Annotated in this window: 20 protein-coding genes; 12 read left to right on the top strand and 8 right to left on the bottom strand. The window is 74.1% G+C overall.

Annotated elements, in window-relative coordinates:
* Positions 1 to 4: 4 nt before the first annotated feature.
* The 3 genes from GA0070610_RS06525 (at position 5) to GA0070610_RS06515 (ending at position 3,447) form a co-directional block, all read left to right on the top strand.
* The gene (locus GA0070610_RS06525) at positions 5 to 673 is read left to right on the top strand and encodes a response regulator transcription factor (RefSeq protein ID WP_007072219.1); all 669 of its coding nucleotides are present in this window, start codon (positions 5 to 7) and stop codon (positions 671 to 673) included.
* A gap of 193 nt (positions 674 to 866) precedes the next feature.
* The gene (locus GA0070610_RS06520) at positions 867 to 1,676 is read left to right on the top strand and encodes an SAM-dependent methyltransferase (protein WP_088999183.1); all 810 of its coding nucleotides are present in this window, start codon (positions 867 to 869) and stop codon (positions 1,674 to 1,676) included.
* Between the two features lie 115 nt (positions 1,677 to 1,791).
* A complete protein-coding gene (locus GA0070610_RS06515) occupies positions 1,792 to 3,447 on the top strand; it encodes a putative bifunctional diguanylate cyclase/phosphodiesterase (RefSeq protein ID WP_089003317.1) in 1,656 nt (551 codons plus the stop codon).
* A gap of 64 nt (positions 3,448 to 3,511) precedes the next feature.
* On the opposite strand, the gene GA0070610_RS06510 is transcribed toward GA0070610_RS06515, so the two are convergent.
* Positions 3,512 to 4,636, bottom strand: a complete 1,125-nt coding sequence (locus GA0070610_RS06510) for a glycosyltransferase family 4 protein (protein WP_088999182.1) — start codon at positions 4,634 to 4,636, stop codon at positions 3,512 to 3,514.
* A complete protein-coding gene (locus tag GA0070610_RS06505; RefSeq protein ID WP_088999181.1) occupies positions 4,633 to 5,892 on the bottom strand; it encodes a M48 family metallopeptidase in 1,260 nt (419 codons plus the stop codon). The genes GA0070610_RS06510 and GA0070610_RS06505 overlap by 4 nt, the downstream gene beginning before the upstream one ends.
* Before the next feature lie 216 nt (positions 5,893 to 6,108).
* Between GA0070610_RS06505 and GA0070610_RS06500 the strand changes: the two genes are divergently transcribed.
* From GA0070610_RS06500 to GA0070610_RS06485, 4 genes are all read left to right on the top strand, one after another.
* Complete coding sequence (locus tag GA0070610_RS06500) at positions 6,109 to 6,624, top strand: hypothetical protein (RefSeq protein ID WP_088999180.1); 516 nt, start codon at positions 6,109 to 6,111, stop codon at positions 6,622 to 6,624.
* A gap of 72 nt (positions 6,625 to 6,696) precedes the next feature.
* Positions 6,697 to 7,542 carry a DUF4097 family beta strand repeat-containing protein gene (locus GA0070610_RS06495; RefSeq protein ID WP_088999179.1) on the top strand — a complete coding sequence of 282 codons (846 nt, stop codon included), beginning with the start codon at positions 6,697 to 6,699 and terminating at the stop codon, positions 7,540 to 7,542.
* 88 nt (positions 7,543 to 7,630) lie between these two features.
* Positions 7,631 to 8,587, top strand: coding sequence for an ATP-binding cassette domain-containing protein (locus GA0070610_RS06490; protein WP_088999178.1), 957 nt, complete (start codon positions 7,631 to 7,633; stop codon positions 8,585 to 8,587).
* On the top strand, positions 8,584 to 9,375 hold the full coding sequence (locus tag GA0070610_RS06485) for an ABC transporter permease (protein ID WP_088999177.1): 792 nt from the start codon (positions 8,584 to 8,586) through the stop codon (positions 9,373 to 9,375). Before GA0070610_RS06490 ends, GA0070610_RS06485 begins: the two co-directional genes overlap by 4 nt.
* Positions 9,376 to 9,378: 3 nt before the next feature.
* On the opposite strand, the gene GA0070610_RS06480 is transcribed toward GA0070610_RS06485, so the two are convergent.
* Both GA0070610_RS06480 and GA0070610_RS06475 read right to left on the bottom strand, forming a co-directional pair.
* On the bottom strand, positions 9,379 to 9,666 hold the full coding sequence (locus GA0070610_RS06480) for a hypothetical protein (RefSeq protein WP_088999176.1): 288 nt from the start codon (positions 9,664 to 9,666) through the stop codon (positions 9,379 to 9,381).
* 143 nt (positions 9,667 to 9,809) lie between these two features.
* Positions 9,810 to 11,288, bottom strand: a complete 1,479-nt coding sequence (locus GA0070610_RS06475; RefSeq protein ID WP_088999175.1) for an NYN domain-containing protein — start codon at positions 11,286 to 11,288, stop codon at positions 9,810 to 9,812.
* 127 nt (positions 11,289 to 11,415) lie between these two features.
* On the opposite strand from GA0070610_RS06475, the gene GA0070610_RS06470 reads away from it, so the two are divergent.
* The 5 genes from GA0070610_RS06470 (at position 11,416) to GA0070610_RS06450 (ending at position 16,902) form a co-directional block, all read left to right on the top strand.
* The gene (locus GA0070610_RS06470) at positions 11,416 to 13,170 is read left to right on the top strand and encodes a DEDD exonuclease domain-containing protein (protein ID WP_089003316.1); all 1,755 of its coding nucleotides are present in this window, start codon (positions 11,416 to 11,418) and stop codon (positions 13,168 to 13,170) included.
* 129 nt (positions 13,171 to 13,299) lie between these two features.
* Positions 13,300 to 15,093, top strand: a complete 1,794-nt coding sequence (locus GA0070610_RS06465; RefSeq protein WP_089003315.1) for a RelA/SpoT family protein — start codon at positions 13,300 to 13,302, stop codon at positions 15,091 to 15,093.
* A gap of 52 nt (positions 15,094 to 15,145) precedes the next feature.
* A complete protein-coding gene (locus GA0070610_RS06460) occupies positions 15,146 to 15,688 on the top strand; it encodes an NUDIX domain-containing protein (RefSeq protein WP_088999174.1) in 543 nt (180 codons plus the stop codon).
* Complete coding sequence (locus GA0070610_RS06455) at positions 15,685 to 16,578, top strand: nucleotidyltransferase family protein (RefSeq protein ID WP_088999173.1); 894 nt, start codon at positions 15,685 to 15,687, stop codon at positions 16,576 to 16,578. Before GA0070610_RS06460 ends, GA0070610_RS06455 begins: the two co-directional genes overlap by 4 nt.
* 36 nt (positions 16,579 to 16,614) lie before the next feature.
* A complete protein-coding gene (locus GA0070610_RS06450; RefSeq protein ID WP_088999172.1) occupies positions 16,615 to 16,902 on the top strand; it encodes an Lrp/AsnC family transcriptional regulator in 288 nt (95 codons plus the stop codon).
* 91 nt (positions 16,903 to 16,993) lie between these two features.
* On the opposite strand, the gene GA0070610_RS06445 is transcribed toward GA0070610_RS06450, so the two are convergent.
* The 4 genes from GA0070610_RS06445 to qcrC all read right to left on the bottom strand — a co-directional run bounded on the left by GA0070610_RS06445 (position 16,994) and on the right by qcrC (position 21,468).
* Positions 16,994 to 17,668, bottom strand: coding sequence for a DUF4142 domain-containing protein (locus GA0070610_RS06445; protein WP_088999171.1), 675 nt, complete (start codon positions 17,666 to 17,668; stop codon positions 16,994 to 16,996).
* Positions 17,669 to 17,850: 182 nt separating this feature from the next.
* Positions 17,851 to 19,482 carry a cytochrome bc1 complex cytochrome b subunit gene (gene qcrB, locus GA0070610_RS06440; RefSeq protein WP_088999170.1) on the bottom strand — a complete coding sequence of 544 codons (1,632 nt, stop codon included), beginning with the start codon at positions 19,480 to 19,482 and terminating at the stop codon, positions 17,851 to 17,853.
* Positions 19,479 to 20,567, bottom strand: a complete 1,089-nt coding sequence (gene qcrA / locus GA0070610_RS06435) for a cytochrome bc1 complex Rieske iron-sulfur subunit (protein WP_088999169.1) — start codon at positions 20,565 to 20,567, stop codon at positions 19,479 to 19,481. The genes qcrB and qcrA overlap by 4 nt, the downstream gene beginning before the upstream one ends.
* Positions 20,568 to 20,634: 67 nt before the next feature.
* Positions 20,635 to 21,468, bottom strand: a complete 834-nt coding sequence (gene qcrC, locus GA0070610_RS06430) for a cytochrome bc1 complex diheme cytochrome c subunit (protein ID WP_088999168.1) — start codon at positions 21,466 to 21,468, stop codon at positions 20,635 to 20,637.
* Positions 21,469 to 21,505 lie beyond the last annotated feature (37 nt).

Genomic DNA, 21,505 nt, shown 5'->3' with positions numbered 1-21,505 from the left:
GAGGATGACCACAAGTCCGACACCGGCCACCCGTACCAAGGTCCTCCTTGTCGACGACCACGACCTGATCCGCAAGGGCCTGCGGCACGCGTTCGAGCGCGACCGGCAGTTCGAGGTGGTCGGGGAGGCCGCCACGGCGGCGGAGGGCGTACGCCAGGCCGGCGCGTTGCAGCCCGATGTGGTGATCATGGACCTGCGGCTGCCCGACGGCAGCGGCCTGGAGGCCACCCGGGCGCTGCGCAAGTCCAGCGCCTCGATGGGCATCGTCGTGCTCACCATGTACGCGGGCGACGACCAGCTCTTCGGCGCCCTGGAGGCCGGGGCCAGCGCCTTCGTGCCGAAGACCGCGCCGGCCGACGAGGTGGTCGCCGCCGCCCGGCACGCCGCCTCCTCCCCCAGCGCCTTCACGGCCGCCGACCTGGCCGAGGCGATGAAGCGCCGGCTGGCGCCGTCCGGGCCGCAGCTCTCCCCCCGCGAGGGCCAGGTGCTGCGGCTGCTCGCCGACGGGATGAGCGTGGCGGGCATCGCCAAGCAGCTCTTCGTCAGCGAGTCCACCGCCAAGACGCACATCTCGAAGCTCTACGAGAAGCTGGGCGCGGCCAACCGGGCCCAGGCGCTGATGACCGCGCTGCGGCTCGGGCTGCTCGAGGCTCCCGACGCACCGAAGTTCTGACCGCCACCCCGGGGAGCCCAAGGGCGTACCACCGACGGGTCCGCGACCGCCGACGGGCGGCGCGGGCCCGTCGTCGTCGCATCGAGCGACGGCGTCGAAGGGTTCGCGGCGCGCTATGGTCTCCCGGGCGGTCAGCCGGCAGAATACCGGCGCGGGCAACGGTGTTCCGCACGCCGACAGGAGGGGTGAGCGCATGCAGCGGCCGGACTGGGCACCCGACGAGATCGACATCGAGCGCCCCAGCGTGGCCCGCATGTACGACTACTACCTCGGCGGCTCGCACAACTTCGCGGTCGACCGGGCGGCGGCCCAGGCGATGGTGGCGGCGGTGCCGGAGGCCCCGCTGATGGCGCAGGCGAACCGGGCGTTCCTGCGCCGCGCGGTGCAGTTCCTGCTCGACGCGGGCGTCCGGCAGTTCCTGGACGTCGGCTCGGGCATCCCGACCGTCGGCAACGTGCACGAGATCGCCCAGCGCGAGGCCCCCGACGCCCGGGTGGTCTACGTCGACGTCGACCCGGTGGCGGTGGCCCACAGCCGCGAGATCCTGGAGGGCAACGACCGAGCCGTGGTGGTGCAGGAGGACCTGCGCCACCCCGAGCACATCGTCGGGCACCCCGACGTCCGCCGGCTGCTCGACTTCGACCAGCCGATCGCCGTGATGATCGTGGCGGTGCTGCACTTCGTCTCGGACGACGACCAGCCGGCCGAACTCCTGCGGACGCTGCGCGAGGCCCTGGCGCCGGGCAGCTACCTGGTGCTGTCGCAGGCCAGCGGCGACGGCCGTGGCGACGACGAGCGGGCCGACGCCGAGCGGGTCTACCGGCGCACCGACAATCCGCTGTGGATCCGCAGCCGCGGCGAGCTGACCACCCTCTTCGACGGCTTCGAGCTGGTCGACCCGGGCGTGGTCTGGGTGCCGCAGTGGCGCCCGGAGTCCCCCGACAGCGCCGAGGACGCCGAGCGGGCGGCCTTCATCGGGGGCGTCGGGCGGCTCGGTGGGTGAGCCTCCCGGGGCGGCCACCGTCGCCCCGAACGGCACCACCGTCCGGCGCCCGTCCCGCCCGGGGACCTTCGCCCGGGCGTGGGCCAAGGCGGTCTCCGGCACCAGCTACCTGCCGATGACCCTGGCCCAGCTCGAGGCGCTGCTGCAACGCCTCACCGAGCAGCTCGCGGCGGCCCTGCTGGCCGAGCCGATCGACCTGCGGGTGGGGCACCGGGTGGGCACCGAGCTGGTGGCCGCCCACATCGCCTCGGCCGAGGCGCTGGGTCGTACGGTCGAGGTCGTCCAGCTGCGGCTGGCCCGCGACCTCGGGCTGGTCGGCGAGGAGGTCGAGGACCGGCTGGCCCGGCTACTCGCGGCCGTCACCACCGGATACGCCCGCGCGCTGCGCGACCGGACGCTGGACGAGCAGGAGACGATCCGCCGGGCCGCGATGACCGCCCGGGCGGAGGCGGAACGGGCGCTGCGCAGCAGCGAGGCGCGCTTCCGCCACCAGGCCACCCACGATCCGCTGACCGACCTGCCCAACCGCACGCTGCTGACCGAGCGCCTCAGCGCGGCCATCGACTCGCCCGCTCGGGGCTCGGCGCGATTGGGTGTCTGCTTCCTCGACCTCGACCGCTTCAAGGTGGTCAACGACTCGCACGGACACCAGGTCGGCGACGGGCTGCTGGTCGCCATGGCCGAGCGGCTCCGCCGGGCCCTCGACGGACACCTGGTCGCCCGGCTCGGCGGGGACGAGTTCGTCGTCCTGGTCGAGGACACCACCGGCACCGACGACGTGGTCGCCGTGGCCGAGGCCGCGCTCGCGGCCGTACGCGAGCCGGTGCTGGTGGACGGGCACGAGCTGAGCGTCTCGGCGAGCATCGGCATCGTCGAGCGGGAGGTCGCCGGCACCTCCCCCGGCGACCTGATGCGGGCCGCCGACAGCACGCTGCACTGGGCGAAGGCCGCCGGTGGCGCCCGCTGGGCGCTCTACGACGCCGAGCGGGACCGCCGGGACCTGGCCCGGTACGCGCTCTCCGCCGCCATTCCCGCGGCGCTGGAGCGGGGCGAGTTCTACCTCGACTTCCAGCCGCTGACCTCGCTGCGCGACGGCCGGGTGCTCGGCATGGAGGCCCTGGTGCGCTGGCGGCACCCGGAGCTGGGCGTCCTGCGGCCCGACAGCTTCATCGGGCTGGCCGAGGAGACCGGGCTGATCGTCCCGCTCGGCGGGTGGGTGCTGGCCGAGGCGTGCCGGCAGGCCGAGAGTTGGGCGGCCGACGGCGGGCCGGCCCCGTTCGTCAGCGTGAACCTGGCCGTGCGCCAGGTACGCCACGCCGGCCTCGTGCAGGAGGTGCGCGCGCTGCTGCGGCAGACCGGGCTGGCGCCGGAGCGGCTCCAGTTGGAGATCACCGAGAGCACCATGATGAGCACCGCCGAGGAGCCGGTCCGGGCGCTGCGGGCGCTCGCCGACCTCGGCGTACGGATCGCCATCGACGACTTCGGCACCGGCTACTGCAACCTGGCGTACCTGCGGGACCTTCCGGTGACGGAGCTGAAGGTGGCCGGGCAGTTCGTGGCCGGACTGCGGGCGCCGGAGGCCCGGGCCGACGAGCGGATCCTCGCCTCGCTCGTCTCGCTCGCGCACGCGCTGGACCTGACCGTCACGGCCGAGGGCGTGGAGACCGCCGGGCAGGCCGAGCGGCTGCGGGCGATCGACTGCGACGCCGCCCAGGGCTGGCACTTCGGCCGCCCGGACTCCGCCGAGCGGATCCTGGCCCGCCTGCGCTGACGACCGTCCGCGCCTCGGCACCGCCGCCCCTCCCGGTCGTCGCCGGGACCGCGGCGCGGGGCCGTCAGCCGGCGAGCAGGGCGGCCATCCGCTGCGCCTGTGCCTCCCAGCGCCACTCCCGCTCCACCCAGGCACGGCCGGCCGCGCCGAACTGGCGGGCCAGGTCCCGGTCGGCGAGCAGCGTGGCCACCCGGTCGGCGAGCTGGGCGACGTCGCGGCCACGGACCACGAAGCCCGTCTCGCCCTCGCGGACGGCGTCCGGTGCGCCACCGGAGTCGCCGGCCACCACGGGCAGGCCGGTCGCGGAGGCCTCCAGATAGACGATCCCGAGCCCCTCGACGTCCAGGCCCCGGTTGCGGGTGCGGCAGGGCATGGCGTAGACGTCGCCGGCGGCGTAGTGGGCCGGCAGCTCCGCCGACGGCACCGAGCCGGTGAAGACCACGTCCCGCTCGACGCCCGCCTGGCGGGCCAACTTCTCCAGCGTGGCCCGGTAGGGCCCGCCCCCGACCACGAGCAGCGCGGCGTCGGGCACCCGGCGGCGGATCTCGGGCATCGCCCGGATCAGCATGTCCTGCCCCTTGCGCGGCACCAGCCGGGACACACAGACCACGACCGGGCGGTCGGCCAGCCCGAGCCGGACCCGGACCGCCTGGCCGTCGACCGAGGGGTGGTAGGCGTCCACGTCCACCCCCGGGGCGAGCCGGTGCAGCTCGGTCACCCCGTGCAGCGCCCGCTCCAGCCGCACCCGGGTGTACTCCCCCAGGTAGGTCGTCACGTCGACGCCGCGCCCGATCCGCCGCAGCGCCGCCCGGGCGGCCGGCAGCGCGGCCCAGCCGACCTCGTGCCCGTGGGTCTGCGCCACCGCCCGGCGGATGCCCGTGCGCCGGCGCAGGCCCGCGGCGAGCAGCCCGAGGGGGGCCGCCGCGCCGAACCACACCGTGTCGCAGTCGTACGCGCGCGCCAGGCGGGCGGCCCGGCGGGCGACCCGGGGGGTGGGCAGCAGCACCCGGGTGCGGTCGCGGACCACCTCGAACGGCTGGTCGGCGTCGAACTTCTCCGCGCCGCGCCACGTCGAGGCGTAGACGACCACCGACCCGGCGGGCTGGCGCACCGCGAGGTTGTGCACGAAGGACTGGATCCCCCCGGGACGCGGCGGGAAGTCGTTGGTGATCAGCAGCGTACGGCTCATCGGCCGGTCTCCCTGGCGTGGGCTCGGGCGGCGGCCATCCGCTCGACCGTGGACGGGTGGGTGGCGGAGTAGAGGTATTCCCAGCGGGGCGGGTCGGGGTCGGCGAGGTTGATGCCGGCGAGCCGCCGCTGCATCGCCTCGAAGGCGGCCGAATCGCCGGTCAGCGCGAGCGCGTGCGCGTCGGCGCGCGCCTCCACCCGCCGCGACATCAGCGCCTGCGCCGGGGCGGAGACCAGTCCGGCCACCGTCACCAGGGCGACGAGCAGGGGGAACGCGCGTGGCTGGGCGACCGAGTCGACGCCGGCCAGGCGCAGCAGCGGGCCGGAGGAGCCGAGCAGGTAGAGCGCGACCACCGCCGCGGCGGCGCCCAGCGCACCGGTCAGCGTGCCGACGGCGACGTCCCGGTCCTTGGCGTGCCCCAGCTCGTGGGCCACCACCGCGGTCACCTCGGCGGGCGTCGCCTCGCGCAGCAGCGTGTCGTAGACCACCACGCGCCGCGTCGGCCCGAGCCCCGAGACGTACGCGTTGACCGCCCGGGTGCGCCGTGACGCGTCGGCGACCAGCACGTCGCGTACGGGGACGCCGTCGCGGGCCGCCAGCTGCATCAGCTGGGCGCGCAGCGGCCCCTGCTCCATCGGGGTGAACCGGTTGAAGACCGGCTCGACCAGCACGGGCAGCACGAAGGAGAGCAGCACCACCAGGGTCGCCGCGCCGGCCGCGCCGAACGCCCACCACCAGCGCGGCGACAGCCGGATGACGGTGTAGAAGCCGAGCAGTGCCACCGCGCCGATCACCGCGCTGACCGCGTACGACTTGAGCAGGTCGGCCGTCCAGCCGCTCCAGCCGTTGGTGCTCAGCCCGTAGCGGGTGAGCACGGCCTGCCGCCAGGCGGCGAACGGCAGGGTCACCAGGTCGGCGACGAGCACGACGGCGAGCCCGCCGAGGACGGCCTGGGCGGCCCAGTGCCCGCCGAACGGGCGGCCGGCCAGCTCGACGAGCCGGCTGCCCAGCGGGGTCAGGCCGAGCAGCAGGGCCACCAGCAGGCCGATCGCGATCGCGGCCCAGCCGGCGGGGCGCAGCGCGGAACGGAACTCCCGGCTGCGGGCCACCTGCTCGGCGGGCAGGTCGCCCAGCGCGGCGAGCTGGTCGGCCCGGGGGGCCGGCGGCCGGTGCCACGGGATGAGCAGCGCGGCGGTGACCACCAGGGCCACGGTCAGGGCGACGAGCGACAGCACCGCCCAGCCGCGCGGGCTCACCGCCGCCCTCCCGGCGCCGGGATGCGGCTCGCGCCGTCGCGTCGTACCCGCGTCATGCCGCCGCTCCCTCCGCCGTGACCGCCCATCCTATTGCCCGCCCGGCACCGGCCCACTCAGGCCGGCGTACGCCATCCCGACGTCAACTGTCGCCACGGTGACGCCACGAAGAAGCCATATCCGCTTGCCATGGCGTCATGATGGTGTCATAGTGACGTCATGGACCTGACGTCGTATGTCGAGAACCTCCGGCAGGAACTGGCCGGCGTCGCCGAACTCGGCGGCGCGGAGTCCCGGGCGCTGGCCGAGCGGCTGGCCGGGCCGCTCGAGTCGGCGCTCCGGCTGGCGCTGCTGGACGCGCTGGCCGCAGCGGCGGCGGAGATCACCCGCGATCTGGCGCCCGGCTCGGTCGAGCTGCGCCTGCGCGGACGCGAGCCGAGCTTCGTCGTGACGCCACCGCCGACCGGCCCCGACTTCGCGGGCGAGCCGGACGTCGCCGCGCCGGACGTCCCGCCCCCGGCGGACGCCGAGGAGGGCGCCACCTCCCGGATCAGCTTCCGCCTCTCCGAGCACCTCAAGGGCCGCGTCGAGGAGGCCGCCGCCCGCGACGGCCTCTCGGTCAACGCCTGGCTGGTCCGGGCGGCCAGCGCCGCCGTGGCGGCCTCCGGCACGGCCCGCCAACCGCAGCGACGCGCCCCCCGGGGCGGAGAACGCTTCACCGGCTGGGCCCGCTGACCTGCCGACCCGCCGCACCGCCGCCATCCCGTCCCCGCCCGGGACGCCCACTCGTCAGGAAGGACCCGCGTCGTGCCCACTTTCGACACCCCCGCCGCGATCACGGCCACCGTCGACCTGGTCGTCGGTGACGTCCGCGTCACCGCCGCCGACCGCACCGACACCGTCGTCGAGATCCGCCCGAGCAACGCCGCCAGCGAAGCCGACGTACGCGCCGCCGAGCAGACCCGCGTCGAGTACGCCGACGGCCGGCTGACGGTCAGAGCACCACGACAGCGCGGCTTCGGCCTGTTCGGCAAGCCCGGCTCGGTCGACGTGACGGTCGATCTGCCGACCGGCTCACACCTGCACGGCGACGCCTCCGTGGCGACGTTCCACGGCGTCGGCCGCCTCGGCAGCTGCCGCGTCCGCACCGCGGCCGGCGACATCGAGCTGAACCACGCCGCCGACGTCGAGCTCGACACCTCCGCCGGCGCCGTCCGGGTGGAGCAGGTCGCGGGCCAGGCCCGGATCAGCACCGGCACCGGCCGCATCCGGGTGCAGGAGGTCCACGGCGACGCGGTGGTCAAGAACAGCAACGGCGACAGCTGGTTGGGCACCGTCACCGGCGAGGCGCGCGTGAAGGCGGCCAACGGCGACATCGCCGTCGACTGCGCGTACGCCACGGTCACCGCCACCGCCGTCAACGGCGACGTCCGCATCGGCGAGGTCTCGGCGGGCACGGTGACGGTCCGGACCCAGAGCGGTCGGCTCGAGGTCGGTGTCCGCTCCGGCACCGCCGCCCTGCTCGACCTGCACACCCAGTTCGGCCGGGTGGAGAACCACCTCGAGGCGTACGACCCGCCCGGCGAGCCCGAGGGTGCCGTGCGGGTGAGCGCCCGGACCTCCTTCGGCGACATCGTCGTCCGCCGCGGCTGACCCCCGCTCGCCCGTCCCGTCCGTCCCCACCGGCCCCGACGGCCGGACCGCCCCGCCCGGCCCGACGGCCGGCGTGGAAGGAGAAGACATGCCACCCAGCCCGGCTCCGGCGGCCATCTCGGTCGCCGCCCTACGGAAGTCCTTCGGCGACCACGTCGTGCTCGACGGCATCGACCTCACCGTCGCCGCCGGGACGATCTTCGCCCTGCTCGGCCCCAACGGCGCCGGCAAGACCACGACGGTGCAGATCCTGTCCACCCTGATCGGCGCCGACTCCGGCGAGGCGCGGGTCGCCGGCCACGACGTCGCCCGGGAGCCCGACGCGGTACGCGCCGCCATCGGCGTGACCGGTCAGTTCTCCGCCGTCGACGGGCTGCTCACCGGCGAGGAGAACCTGCGGCTCATGGCCGACCTGCACCACCTGCCCCGCGCCGAGGGGCGGCAGCGCGCGAGAGGCCTGCTCAGGATGTTCGACCTCGTCGAGGCGGCCGGCAAGCCCGTCGCCGGCTACTCCGGCGGGATGCGCCGGCGGCTCGACCTGGCGATGGGCCTGGTCGGCCGGCCCCGCGTGGTCTTCCTGGACGAGCCCACCACCGGGCTCGACCCGCGCAGCCGGCAGGCCATGTGGCAGATCGTCCGGGACCTGGTGGCGGACGGCGTCACCATCTTCCTCACCACCCAGTACCTGGAGGAGGCGGACCAGCTCGCCGACCGCATCGCCGTGCTCGACCACGGCCGCCTGGTGGCGGAGGGCAGCCCGGCGGAACTCAAGCGACTCGTCCCCGGCGGGCACGTCAGCCTGCGTTTCGCCGACCGGGCCGCGTACGACACGGCCGCGCGGATGCTGCCCGGGCATTCCCGCACCGCCGACGAGCTCACCCTGCACGTGCCCGGCGACGGCGGTGTCCGGTCGCTGCGCGACCTGCTCGACCTGCTCGACGGCCAGTCCATCGCCGTGGAGTCGCTGTCCGTGCACACGCCCGATCTCGACGACGTCTTCCTGGCCCTCACCGGCCGGCCCGAGAAGGTGGGAACCCCCCGATGAGCACCCTCACGTACGCCGTACGCGACTCCCGCACCATGCTGCGCCGCAACCTGCGCCGCTGGGTGCGCTACCCCTCGATGACGGTGCTGCTCGTCGGCATGCCCATCCTGCTCCTGCTGCTCTTCGTCTACGTCTTCGGCTCGACCCTCGGCGCCGGGCTGGGCGGCGGCTCGGGCGACCGGGGCGACTACGTCAACTACGTGACCCCGGGAATCCTGCTGATCACCGCCGGCCTGGCGGCCACCGGGACGGCGGTGTCGGTCGCCATGGACATGACCGAGGGCATCATCGCCCGGTTCCGGACCATGGCGATCGCCCGGGTGTCGGTGCTGACCGGGCACGTGCTGGGCAGCATGGTACAGACCGTGCTCAGCCTGGCGGTGGTCACCGGGGTGGCCCTGCTGATCGGCTTCCGGCCCACCACGGACGCGCCGGCCTGGCTGGCGGCCGCCGGTGTGCTGGTCATGACCGCCTTCGCGTTCACCTGGCTCTCGGTCGCGCTGGGGCTGGTCTCCAAGAGCGTCGAGACGGCGAGCAACCTGCCCATGCCGCTGACCTACCTGCCCTTCATCGGCAGCGGGTTCGTGCCCACCGAATCGATGCCCGCCGGGCTGCGGCAGTTCGCCGAGCACCAGCCCTTCACCCCCATCATCGAGACCCTGCGCGGCCTGACGACCGGCGGGCCGATGGGGACGAACGCCGCTGTCGCGACGGCCTGGTGCGCCGCCATCGCGCTGGTCGGCTATCTCTGGGCGAAGAGGCTGTTCAACCGGGACCCGTCCCGCTGACCGTCATCCCCTCGCACGCCCGTCCCCGAGCCACCGGCCCGGGGGCGGGCGTCGTCGAGTGCCCCGGCCCGCGCGCGTCACGCGACGCGGCGACGTCGGGTCTGCCGCCCGGCGGGCCGGGGGGGTGGGCAGCACCTCCACCTCGAACCCGGCCCGGGCGAACACCTCGATCGCCCGGGCCTCCGGGCCGCCCAGCCCGGCGGCCGGGGACGAATCGTCGAGCAGGGCGGTCACCAGGCAGTCGGCACAGCCGCTCCCCCGGATCCCGCACCCCGCGCAGTCGATGAGCATCTCGCCTCCTGATGCGCTGCGGCGGCCGGGTGCGGCGTCACCGTCGCCACCCGAGCACCGTCGGTCACCACGACGGTAGGCCGGGGGTACGACAGAAAGGGACAACCGGCCCCGGAGGGCCCGAAAGCGATCAAGCGTCCCGATCAGGACCGGGCGAGCCGGCGCAGCAGCGAATCGGCACCCAGCGGGTACGCCCCGTGCCGGCGTACGCCGTCGGCGACCTCGCGGTCCGAGGAGACCACCACCACCGGGCGGCCCGACGGCTCGGCGCGGACCAGGCGCCGGATCAGCTCGTCGGCGGTCTCCCCCTTGCGGGAGAAGAGCACCCGCACGCCGCGCGGCGAAGGCGGCAGCCCGTGCATCCGCTCAGCGCCGTCGAAGACCACCGTGACCTCGTCGCCGGTCTGCGCGGCGATCCCGCCCAGCCCGGTGATCAGCCGCTTGCGCTGCTGCTCCAGGGACATCTCGCCGAAGCCTCGTTTGGTCACGTTGTAGCCGTCGACGACGAGGTGCGCCCGGGGCAGGGCGAGCAACTGGTCGAGGCGGGCCGGGTCGTCGGTGTCGCGGGCCCGGGCGGCGGTGCCGGCCGCCGTGGTGCCGGACTGGTCGGCGAAGGCGTCGGCGACGAAGTCGGCGGGCAGCTTGTCGACCGGGTCGAGCGCCAGCTCCCGGCGCAGCCCCACGGCGGCCTGCCCGATGGTCTCCAGCAGCAGCCAGAGCCGGGCGTCGTCGACCGAGCGGGCCTCCTTGGCGCTGGCCCGGGCCACCCCGGCGGCCGCCTCGGCCTCGGCCAGCCGCGCCCGTACCCGACGCAGCTCCGCGTCGGCGTCCGCCGTCGCCCGGGCGGCCCGGCCCCGCTCGGTGGCGAGCAACTCGGCGGCCTTGCGCTCGCGGGCCTGCGTCTCGCGCAGCGACCGGTGCAGCTGTCGGCTGTCCTCGCGCAGTTGGCCCAGCTCCTCGCGGACCCGCGCCAGCTCGTCGCGGAGCTTCTCCGCCTCGACCCGGGCCACCGCCCGGTCGTGCTCGGCGCGGGTGGCCCGCTGCTCGGCCTCGCGGACCAGTTCGGCGACCACGGCGCTGTCGGCCTCGGCGCGGACCGCCGCGCCGCTGGCCTCGATCAGGTCGCGCCAGCCCCGGGGCCGGGCCAGGTAGGCCAGCGCGGCCACCTCGACCGGGTCGGCGGCGGCCGGCGCCGTGCCCTCCAGCACGGCGGCGCCCAGGTCACCGGTGTCGGCGAGCACCCGGGCGGTGATCCGCTGCCGGAACAGCGGGTCGCCGGTGAGCTGGGCGGCGATCGCCGGGGCACCGAGCCGGGCCCGGCGGTTCGGGGCGAACTTGGCGACCCGGCGCAGCGGCACCGGCACCTCGTCGGCGGGCAGCCCGGGCAGCACCGCCGCGGTGAGCGCCACGATGCGCTGCCGGACCGGCTCGGGCAGGACGGGCTCCGGCTCGGGCGCGGACGCCTCCGCCTCCGCCTCGGGCCGCGACACGTCGGCCTCGGGCGCCTCGGCGGCCGTGACCTCGGGGCCGACCTCGTCGGGAACGCCCCCACCGGTCTCACGCGCAGCGTCGACCGGATCCTCCTGCCGGAGGTGGTCGTCGTGCGGCTCGGTGAGGGGCATGTGGCAAGTCTCCCACCGCGACCGGGCCCACCGCCCGGTGAGTGAGCCGATCTCTCATCCTAGACCCGTGGTGACGTCTGATGCCCCTGGGACGGGAGTGTCGGACCGGACCGCTAGCGTGCCGCCGATGGCAGAGACCGAGTACGTCCAGGAGCCGCTGGCCGGGTTCGACCCGGGCGCGGGCGGGATCGACCCGGCGCTGCCGCTGTACGCGACGACGTTCGTGGTGGTCGACCTGGAGACCACCGGCGGCGCGCCGGACGGCGGTGGGATCACCGAGATCGGCGCCGTGAAGGTGCGCGGCGGCGAGGAGCTGGGCGTGCTGGCCACCCTGGTCAACCCCGGCGTGCCCATCCCGCCCTTCATCACCGTGCTCACGGGCATCACCCAGGCCATGCTGGTGCCCGCCCCGCCGATCGAGCAGGTGCTGCCGAGCTTCCTGGAGTTCATCACCGACGCCGTGCTGGTCGCCCACAACGCCCCCTACGACGTGGGTTTCCTCAAGGCCGCCTGCGCGAAGCACGGCTACCGCTGGCCCAACCCACGGGTGCTCGACACCGCCGCGCTGGCCCGCCGGGTGCTGACCCGCGACGAGGTGCCCAACCGCAAGCTCGGCACCCTCGCCACCTACTTCCGCACCGCCACCCAGCCCACCCACCGGGCGCTCGACGACGCCAAGGCCACCGTCGACGTGCTGCACGGGCTGATCGCCCGCCTGGCCGGGCACCGGGTCGACACCGTCGGCGACGCCATCGAGTTCGCCCGGGCGGTCAGCCCGACCCAGCGACGCAAGCGGCACCTGGCCGAGGGGCTGCCCAAGGCGCCGGGGGTCTACATCTTCCGGGCCGCCGACGACCGGCCGCTCTACGTCGGCACCTCCGGCGACATCGCCACCCGGGTGCGCAGCTACTTCACGGCGGCCGAGAAGCGGGCCCGGATCTCCGAGATGCTCGCCGCCGCCGAGCGGGTCGAGGCGGTGGAGTGCGCCCACTCGCTGGAGGCGGAGGTCCGCGAGCTGCGGCTGATCGGGGCGCACGCCCCGCCCTACAACCGGCGGTCGAAGTTCCCGGAGCGGATGCTCTGGCTGAAGCTGACGGACGGGCCGTATCCCCGGCTGTCGGTGGTGCGGTCCATCTCCCCCGGCGACGCCGCCTACCTCGGGCCGTTCAGCTCCCGGCGCGCCGCGGAGCTGGCCGCCGCCGGCTTCCACGACGCCGTGCCGCTGCGCCAGTGCACCCACCGGCTGTCGCTGCGCACGGTCACACCGGCCTGCGCGCTGGCCGAGCTGGGTCGCTGCCCGGCACCCTGCGAGCACCGGATCACCCCCGAGGAGTACGACGCCCGCGCGGTCGCACCGTTTCGCACCGCCACCGCCAGCGACCCCCGCCCGGTGGTCGACGCCCTGCTCGCCCGCATCGAGGTGCTCTCCGGCGCCCAGCGCTACGAGGAGGCGGCGGTGGCCCGGTCCCGGCTGACGGCGGTGCTGCGGGCGACCGTACGGATGCAGCGGCTGACGGCCCTGACCGGCATCGCCGAGCTGGCCGCCGCGCGGCCGGCGGCCCGGGGTGGCTGGGAGTTGGCGCTGGTGCGGCACGGCCGGCTGGCCGGCGCCGGCGTCTCGCCCCCCGGTGTCCACCCCCGACCGACGATCGCCGCGATCCGGGCGACCGCCGAGACCGTCCTGCCCGGCCACGGCCCGGTGCCGTGTGCCTCCGCGGAGGAGACGGAACGCATCCTGTCCTGGTTGGAACGGCCCGAGACGCGGTTGGTGGAGATGTCCTCCGGTTGGGCGTCCCCGGTGGCCGGTGCGGCCCGCTTCCGCGACCTGCTGCGGAAGGCCGAGAACGCCGCCTCCCACCAAAGCTCGACCGAACGCCCATGACCAAGTGACCGATCGGACTACCTCGGCTCCCTTAGGCTGTTAGAGAAGTGCAGTCCTGCCCGTTTCGTGGGCCTGCTCACGGTTGCCGGGTTCCGGCGGCCGTGGAGCCGGGGTGAGGAGGTGTCCCACGTGGACGTCGACGCCGGACGCGGCGCCGCCCTGGGGGGCGCCCTCCCGACCCAGGCGGGCGAGTTACCGCTGGCCCGCCGACTGCGCTCGCTGCTGAGCTGGCCCACGGCCGACACCGACCCGGTCAGCCACCTCGTCCGGACCCATCGGACGATCCACCCCGGCACCGAGCCCTCCGTGCTGCGTCGGGCCTACACCATCGCGGAGAACATGCACCGCGGGCAGTTCCGCAAGAGCGGTGAGCCCTACATCACGCACCCGCTGGCGGTGGCCCAGATCTGCGCCGAGATCGGCATGGACGCCATCACCCTGGTCGCCGCGCTGCTGCACGACACCGTGGAGGACACCCGCTACACGCTCCAGGCGCTCGCCGAGGACTTCGGGCCGGAGGTGGCCCACCTCGTCGACGGGGTGACGAAGTTCGACAAGGCCTTCTACGGCAAGGCCGCCGAGGCCGAGACGATCCGTAAGATGATCATCGCGGCCGGCAAGGACGTCCGGGTCCTGATCATCAAGTTGGCCGACCGGCTGCACAACATGCGCACCCTGGGCGTCCGGTCCGCCGCGTCGCGGGAGCGGATCGCCCGCAAGACCCAGGAGGTCCTGGTCCCGCTCTGCGACCGGCTGGGCATCCAGACGCTCAAGCGCGAACTCGACGACGTGGTGCTGCTGCACCTGGAGCCGGAGTCGCACGCCCGGATCGCCCGGCACGTGCACGACCGGCCGGGCTGGGACGCGTACCTCGACGAGGTGGTCGCCCGGGCGAAGTCGGCCCTGCGCCGCAGCCGGGTGGACGCGGTGGTGACCCCCCGCCCCCGGCACCTCTACTCGATCTGGAAGGACACCGTCGCCGGTGGCCACGCCGCCCCCTTCGACCTGCCCCGCATCGCGATCGTGGTGGACGGCCCGGCCACCGACTGCTACGCGGCGCTCGGCGCAATCCACGGCACGTGGCGGCCCGTACCCGGCCGGTTCAAGGACTTCATCGCCTCGCCCAAGAACAACCTCTACCGCTCGCTGCACACCAGCGTCTGCGGGCCGAAGGACCGCACCGTGGAGGTGCTGATCCGCACCGAGGAGATGCACCGCTCGGCGGAGTACGGGGTCGCCGCCGACTTCCGCTTCCCGCGTTCGGGCGGCGGCCCGGCCGCGGCTCGGGCCGAGCAGCTCGACTGGCTGCGTCGGGTGCTCGACTGGGAGCAGGACGCGGCCGATCCGGCCCAGTTCCTCGAATCGCTGCGCTGCGACCTCGCCGAGACGCAGATCCAGGTCTTCGCCGACGGGCGACAGGTCGTGCTGCCCGCCGGGGCGACCCCCGTCGACCTCGCGTACGAGCTGGGCACCGAGCGGGGCGACCACTGTCTGGCGGCGCGGATCAACGGCCGGCTGGCCCCGCTCTCCTCCGAGCTGGACGAGGGCGACGTGGTGGAGATCTTCACCGAGACCGACGCCGCGAACGGCTTCGACGCCGACGTCGCCCCACGCGGGCCCCGCCGGGAGTGGCTCGGCTTCGTCAAGTCGCCGCAGGCGCAGATGCAGATCAGCCGGTGGTTCGCCGACCACACCGAGCCCGGCATCTCCATCACCGACAAGGTCCGCCTCGGCCGGGCCACGATCGGGCTGGCCCTGCGCAAGCACGACCGGGGCCTCGCCAGCGACCTGCCGCTGCTGCGGCTGTCGGAGGAGCTGGGCTACCCCGACCTGGAGACGCTGCTGGTCGCGGTGTTCGACCGGGTGATCGAGCCGGACGCGGTCGTACGCCAGCTCATCGACCTGGTGGACCACCGACAGTGACGGCTGCGGCCCGGGTGGTCCGAACGTTCCTCGCGGCCACTAGCCTGGACGCATGATCCCCCGCTCGCGCGCCACCGGTCGGGCCGTCGCCTACCAGGTCTTCTACCGGCTGCCGTTGCCGGTACGCCGCCGCCTGGTCCGGCTGGCCGTGCCGAAGTACATCGTCGGCGCGGTCACCCTCGTCCGGGACAGCGAGGCCGAGGGGGCGGGCCGGCTGTTGCTGCTGCGCCAGCCGCCCGGGAGGGGCTGGGGGCTGCCCGCCGGCCTGTTGCAGAAGGGCGAGGCACCCGTCGTGGGCGCCGCCCGCGAGCTGCACGAGGAGTCCGGCATCCGGCTCTCACCCCGGCAGCTGAGCCCCGCCGTGCCGAACGCCGTGGTGCACGCCAAGGGCTGGGTGGACATGGTGTTCACCGCCGAGGTCCCGGCGTCGCGCACCGAGCTGAAGGTCGACGGCGCCGAGGTCTTCGAGGCCGCCTGGCACCCGCTCGATGACCTGCCGAAGCTGACCTGGCCGACGGCCCGGCTGCTCGCGTACTACGACATCGGACCGCTGGCCGGGCAGTTCCCGCCCCCGGTGCCCGACACGAAGCCGTGACCGCCGGCCGCGACGCCGACGGCCCGGCCGAGGTCTGCGCGGTGGTGCTCGCCGCCGGCGAGGGCACCCGGCTGCGGCCGCTGACCGAGCGGCTGCCCAAGGCCCTCTGCCCGGTGGGCAACGTGCCGCTGCTCGACCGGGCGCTGGACCGGCTGGCCGGGCTCGGCCTGGCCGGACCCGCCCGGGTCGCCGTCAACGCCTGCTACCTCGGCGAGCAGGTCGTCGCGCACGTCGGGGGCCGCGCCCACCACTCCGTGGAGCCGGGCGATCCGCTCGGCACCGCCGGCGGCGTGGCGAACCTGCGGGACTGGATCGCCGGACGCGGCGTCCTGGTCGGCAACGCCGACGCCTACCTCGCCGACCCGGCACGGCCACCGGGGCCCGACATCGCCGCGCTGCTGGACGGCTGGGACGGCGACTCCGTACGCCTGCTCGGCCAGCCCGCCGCCGACCCGGCGGCGCCCGGCACCTTCGACGGGCACGTGTTCACCGGCTTCTCGCTGCTGCCGTGGCGGCTGGTGCGGGAGTTGCCGGTCGGCTTCGGCGACCTCGTCCGCGCCGTCTGGCGGCCGGCGGAGGCGGCCGGCGCGCTGGCCGTCGTGCCCTACCCCGGCACGTTCTACGACACCGGCACCCCGGCCGACTACCTGACGGCCAACCTGCACGCCGCCGGCGGCGGCAACCTGGTGGACCCGACGGCCACGGTGACCGGCCACTGCCGGTCGGCGGTGATCGGCGCGGGCGCGGTCGTGCACGGCGACGTGGAGCGTGCGGTCGTCTGGCCCGGCGCCACCGTCGGCCCCCGCGAGCGCCTGCGCGACGCGGTCCGCGCCGGCACCGCCCTCACCGTCCCCGGCACACCGCCGTCGGCGGGCCGGGGGAACATCTAGCATGGGCGACGACGCCGACGAACGGAGAAATGCCCCGTGATCACCGCGATCGTGCTGATCGACTGTGCCACCGACTCGATCCCCGAGGTGGCCGAGAACCTGGCCAACCTGCCCGGCGTCAGCGAGGTCTACTCGGTGGCCGGCCACGTCGACCTGATCGCGATGGTCCGGGTCCGCGAGTTCGAGCAGATCGCCCAGGTGATCGCCGGCAGCATCTCCAAGGTGCCGGGGGTGCTCAACACCGAGTCGCACATCGCCTTCCGCGCGTACTCCCAGCACGATCTGGAGGAGGCGTTCGCGATCGGCCTGGCGAACGCCGACTGACCCCGGGCGCCGGGCGGCGGCGCGGCCCGGCGCCCACGCCGGACGGCCGGCCCACCCGGAAGGATGGACCGGCCGTCGTGGTGCGCGGGCGTCAGCTCTGCGTGGGAGCCGGCGCCTCCTCGGTGCCACCCGGAGCCGGCGACTCGGTGGTGCCGCCCGGAGCCGGGGTCTCGGTGGTGCCGCCCGGAGCCGGCGTCGTGCCACCCGGGCTCGGGGTGCCGCTGGCGCTGGTCTGCGGCACCGGGATGCCCAGCTGCTCCGCCAGCTGCACCAGCGCGTCGTAGTGCGCCTGCAGGATCGGCAGGGCGGTCTGGGCCAGCTGGACCACCGACTGCTCGGAGCCCTGCGAGATCTCCGTCTGGGTGGCCTGGATGGCCTGGACGTGGCCGGCCAGCTCGCTGGTCACCCAGAGCCGGTCGAACTCCTCGCCGCTGGCGTTGTTCAGCTGGTCGATGACGGCCTGCTGGTCGGCGGTGGGCTCAGCCGGCAGTTCGACGCCGAGCTGGTTGGCCACCTCCTGCACCGACTGGTCGACCTGGGTGTGGTCGGTCTTGAACCGCTGGCCCAGGTCCTTGACCCCCTGGCTCTGACCCTTCTGCTGGGCCAGGTCACCCGAGGTGATCTCGAACAGGTTGACCTGATGGACGGCCTGCAGGTACTGGGTGTCCTGCTGCGACGGCTGCACCGCGGCCTGCGCCGCCGCAGCCGGCGCGATCCCCACCAGCACCAGCGCGGCCAGCAGGCCGAGGCGTTTGATACCCAACATGCTTTCCCCCCCTAGAGACGTTGGACCGCACGGATACCCGGCTCACGGGGGTTATTCCTGCGATCCCCCGACCAGGGGCGACCGGTCCCACGGGCCCGTGTCGAGCGGGTCGGCGGGCGGAAACGGACGTGGCGCCCGCCGGAGGACTCCGGTGGGCGCCACGTCGTGGTGGTGTCGCAGGGTCAGCGACGGCTCTCGCCGCTGCCGATCTCCTCCCGCTCCGGGCGGGGCTCGACGGGCGGGTGGCCCGGCGAGACCGGCGCCTCGGCCGGCTTCTCGATCGGGTAGAAGAAGCCCCGGATGGCCGGGCCGAGGGCACCGAGCCGGTTCATCTTCTTCGGCACGACCCAGCCGGCGTACGGCAGCGCGCCGTGGCCGTCGCCGTGGCCGTCCGCCGCCGAGAGCGGCTGGTGCACCTCTTCGAACCGGCCGTCCGGCAGCCGCCGGATGATGCCGGTCTCGACACCGTGGGCCAGCACCTCCCGGTCGTGCTGCTGGAGACCCAGGCAGATCCGGTAGGTGACGTAGTACGCCAGCGGCGGCAGGACGAGCAGGCCGATACGGCCGGCCCAGGTCATCGCGTTCAGGCTGATCTGGAACTTGTCGGCGATGACGTCGTTGGCGCCGGAGAGCGTCAGCACGATGAAGAACGCGACCGCCATGGCGCCCAGGCCGGTACGCGCCGGCACGTCCCGGGGACGCTGGAGCAGGTTGTGGCTCCTGGTGTCCTTGAGGCGGCGGGCCTCCAGGAACGGGTAGAGCGTCGACAGGCCGACCAGGATGCCCGGCAGCACGACCGTCGGCCAGAACAGCGGCGGGATCACGTATCCGTCGCCGATCGGGATGTTGATCTCCCACGCGGGCATCAGACGCGTCGAGCCGTCGAGGAACATGACGTACCAGTCGGGCTGGCTGGCGGCCGAGACCACCCACGCCTCGTACGGGCCGAACAGCCAGATCGGGTTGATCTGGAACAGGCCACCCATCAGCGCGATCACGCCGAAGACGACCATGAAGAAGCCGCCCTGCTTGATCGCGTAGCGCGGGAACATCCGCTCGCCGACCACGTTGCCGTTGGTCCGGCCGGGGCCGGGCCACTGGGTGTGCTTCTGCTTGAAGACCAGGCCCAGGTGGGCGCCGATCAGCGCGAGCAGCAGGCCCGGGACGAGCAGCACGTGGGCGATGTAGAACCGGCTGATGATGATCGTGCCCGGGAACTCCCCGCCGAAGACCGACGAGGTGACCCAGGAGCCGACCACCGGGATGGAGAGCATGATCGCCGAGGCGATCCGCAGGCCGGTGCCGGAGAGGCCGTCGTCCGGCAGCGAGTAGCCGGTGAAGCCGGCGAGGAAGCCGACCCAGAACAGCAGCGAGCCGATGATCCAGTTGGTCTCCCGCGGCTTGCGGAACGCGCCGGTGAAGAAGACCCGGAGCATGTGCACCACGATGGCGGCCATGAACAGCAGCGCCGACCAGTGGTGCATCTGCCGCATGATCAGACCACCCCGGACATCGAACGAGATGTCCAGGCTGGAGGCGTACGCGGCCGACATCGGCGTGCCCCGCAGCGGGGCGTAGCTGCCGTTGTAGACGACCTCGGTCATCGCCGGCTCGTAGAAGAACGTCAGGAAGACGCCGGTCAGCAGCAGGACGACGAACGAGAACAGCGCGATCTCGCCGAGCAGGAACGACCAGTGGTCCGGGAAGACCTTGTTCAGCAGCCGGCGCAGCGGGGTGGCCACCTGGAAGCGGTCGTCCACTCCCCGCGCGACGTTCCCCGGGACTGCTGCCTTGTCAAACTTGCGCCGCTTCACGGCCGCTCCCAGAAGTCGGGCCCGACGGTCTCGGTGTAGTCGGACTTGGCCACGAAGTAGCCCTCGGCGTCCACCTCGATCGGCAGCTGCGGCAGCCGTCGGCTGGCCGGGCCGAAGATGGGCCGGGCGTTGTCGGTGATCAGGAACTGCGACTGGTGGCACGGGCAGAGCAGGCGGTTGGTCTGCTGCTCGTACAGGCTCGCCGGGCAGCCGGCGTGCGTGCAGATCTTCGAGTAGGCGGCGTAGTTGCCCCACATGTAGTCGCCGTGCCCGACCCGCTCGTTGGCCCGGCGCGACTCCTCCGCGTCGGAGTCCCGCAGGTGGATCAGCAGGGTCGGCGAGTCGGCGTGCAGGTTGCTCACGCCGTGGTCGATGCCGGGAAAGACGGTGATCTGGCCGCCCGCGCTGACGTCCGCCGGGCGGACCGGCCGGCCGTCCTCGCGGACCAGCCGGATCTTCTCGCCGCCCTCGGCCGGGGCGAACCCGGTCGTGAACATCTGGTTGTTCTTGTGCGGCTGGGAGATCAGGCCGCCGACCAGGGGGGCCGCGGCGACCGCGCCGACCGGCGCGAGACCGGCCAGCAGCGAGATGCCGAGCAGCGGCCGGCGCTTCACGCCCAGCTCGTCGGCCATGTAGAGCATGGTCTGGCCGGTGATGATCCGGTCGTCGGAGGCGACGGCACCCTCGTGCCGGTCCTGGATCGAGACCTCCTTCGGCAGCAGCTTCTTGCCCCAGGTCAGGATGCCGAAGCCGATGCCGAGCAGGGCCACGCCGAGCGTGACGCCGAGCAGCGGGGTGTACCACTTGTCGCCGCCGCTGCCCGGGGTGTACTTCCAGGGCCACCAGATGTAGACGACCAGGAAGGCGGTCGCCGCCAGGCCGGTCAGCAGGAAGAACGACGCGACCGTACGGGTCAGCCGGCGCTCGGCCTTGCTACCCGGGGCGACCTGCGGCTCGTAGTGGACGATCTCGATGTCGTCCCGGCGCGCGCCCTCGCGGACGATGTCGAACTGGCTGAGCCCGGGGGTGTTCACGTCGAGCGGCTCCCGGCCCTGCTGGGCCTGGTGCTCGGTGTGCGTGGTCATGCCGTCACCTCGCTACGGGCGGTGCCGCGCTGCGGCACCACGGCACTGAATCGGATGAGCCGCCCGGTCACGACTTGCCCGCAATCCACAGGCTCGCGAAGACGAGCGCGACGATGCCCACCAGGAAGATCGCCAGGCCCTCGGTGGACGGCCCGTACCGACCGAGGTTGAAGCCGCCCGGGTCCTGGTCGTGCTTGAGGGTCTCCTGGATGTAGGCGATGAGGTCCGCCTTCTGGTCCGGGGAGATCTGGTTGTCGCCGAAGACCGGCATGTTCTGCGGGCCGCTCAGCATGGCGGCGTAGATCTGCCGGTCGGTCGCCGGGCGCAGGCTCGGCGCGTACTTGCCGGAGGAGAGGGCGCCGCCGCCACCGCCGAAGGCGTGGCACTGCGCGCAGTTGATCCGGAACAGCTCGCCACCGGCGGCGATGTTGCCGTCGGCGTGCAGGTTCTCACCGTCGGGCACCACCGGGCCGCCGCCGAGCTCCTGGACGTACTGCGCGAGCTGGCGGGTCTCCTCGTCCGTGAAGAGCTCCGGCTTGCGCTGGGCCTGGGCCTCCTGCCGGGCCATCGGCATGCGGCCGCTGCCGACCTGGAACTCCACCGAGGCCGCGCCGACGCCGATCAGGCTCGGCCCGCGTCCCTCGACGCCCTGGGCGTTGCGACCGTGACAGGTCACACAGCTCACGTCGAACAGCGCCTTGCCCTCCGCGGCGGCACCGGTGAGCGGGGTGTCCTGCGCCTGCACGCCGGGGGCGAAGACGGTGTAGGCGCCGCCGGCCAGCATCAGCGCGGCGAGCAGCCGGACCGCGGCGCCCAGCCGGCGGCGGCCCCTGCTGCGCGCCGCGGGCCGCTCGCGCAGCCGCGCGAGCAGACCGCGTCGGCGGTCGTTGTCAGAAGTCATGACCTGTGTCCTTAACCGGTTGGACCTTGTCTCAGGG

It is taken from the genome of Micromonospora echinofusca, from assembly GCF_900091445.1.
GTDB lineage: Bacteria > Actinomycetota > Actinomycetes > Mycobacteriales > Micromonosporaceae > Micromonospora > Micromonospora echinofusca.
This window is presented reverse-complemented; position numbering and strand designations above follow the sequence as displayed.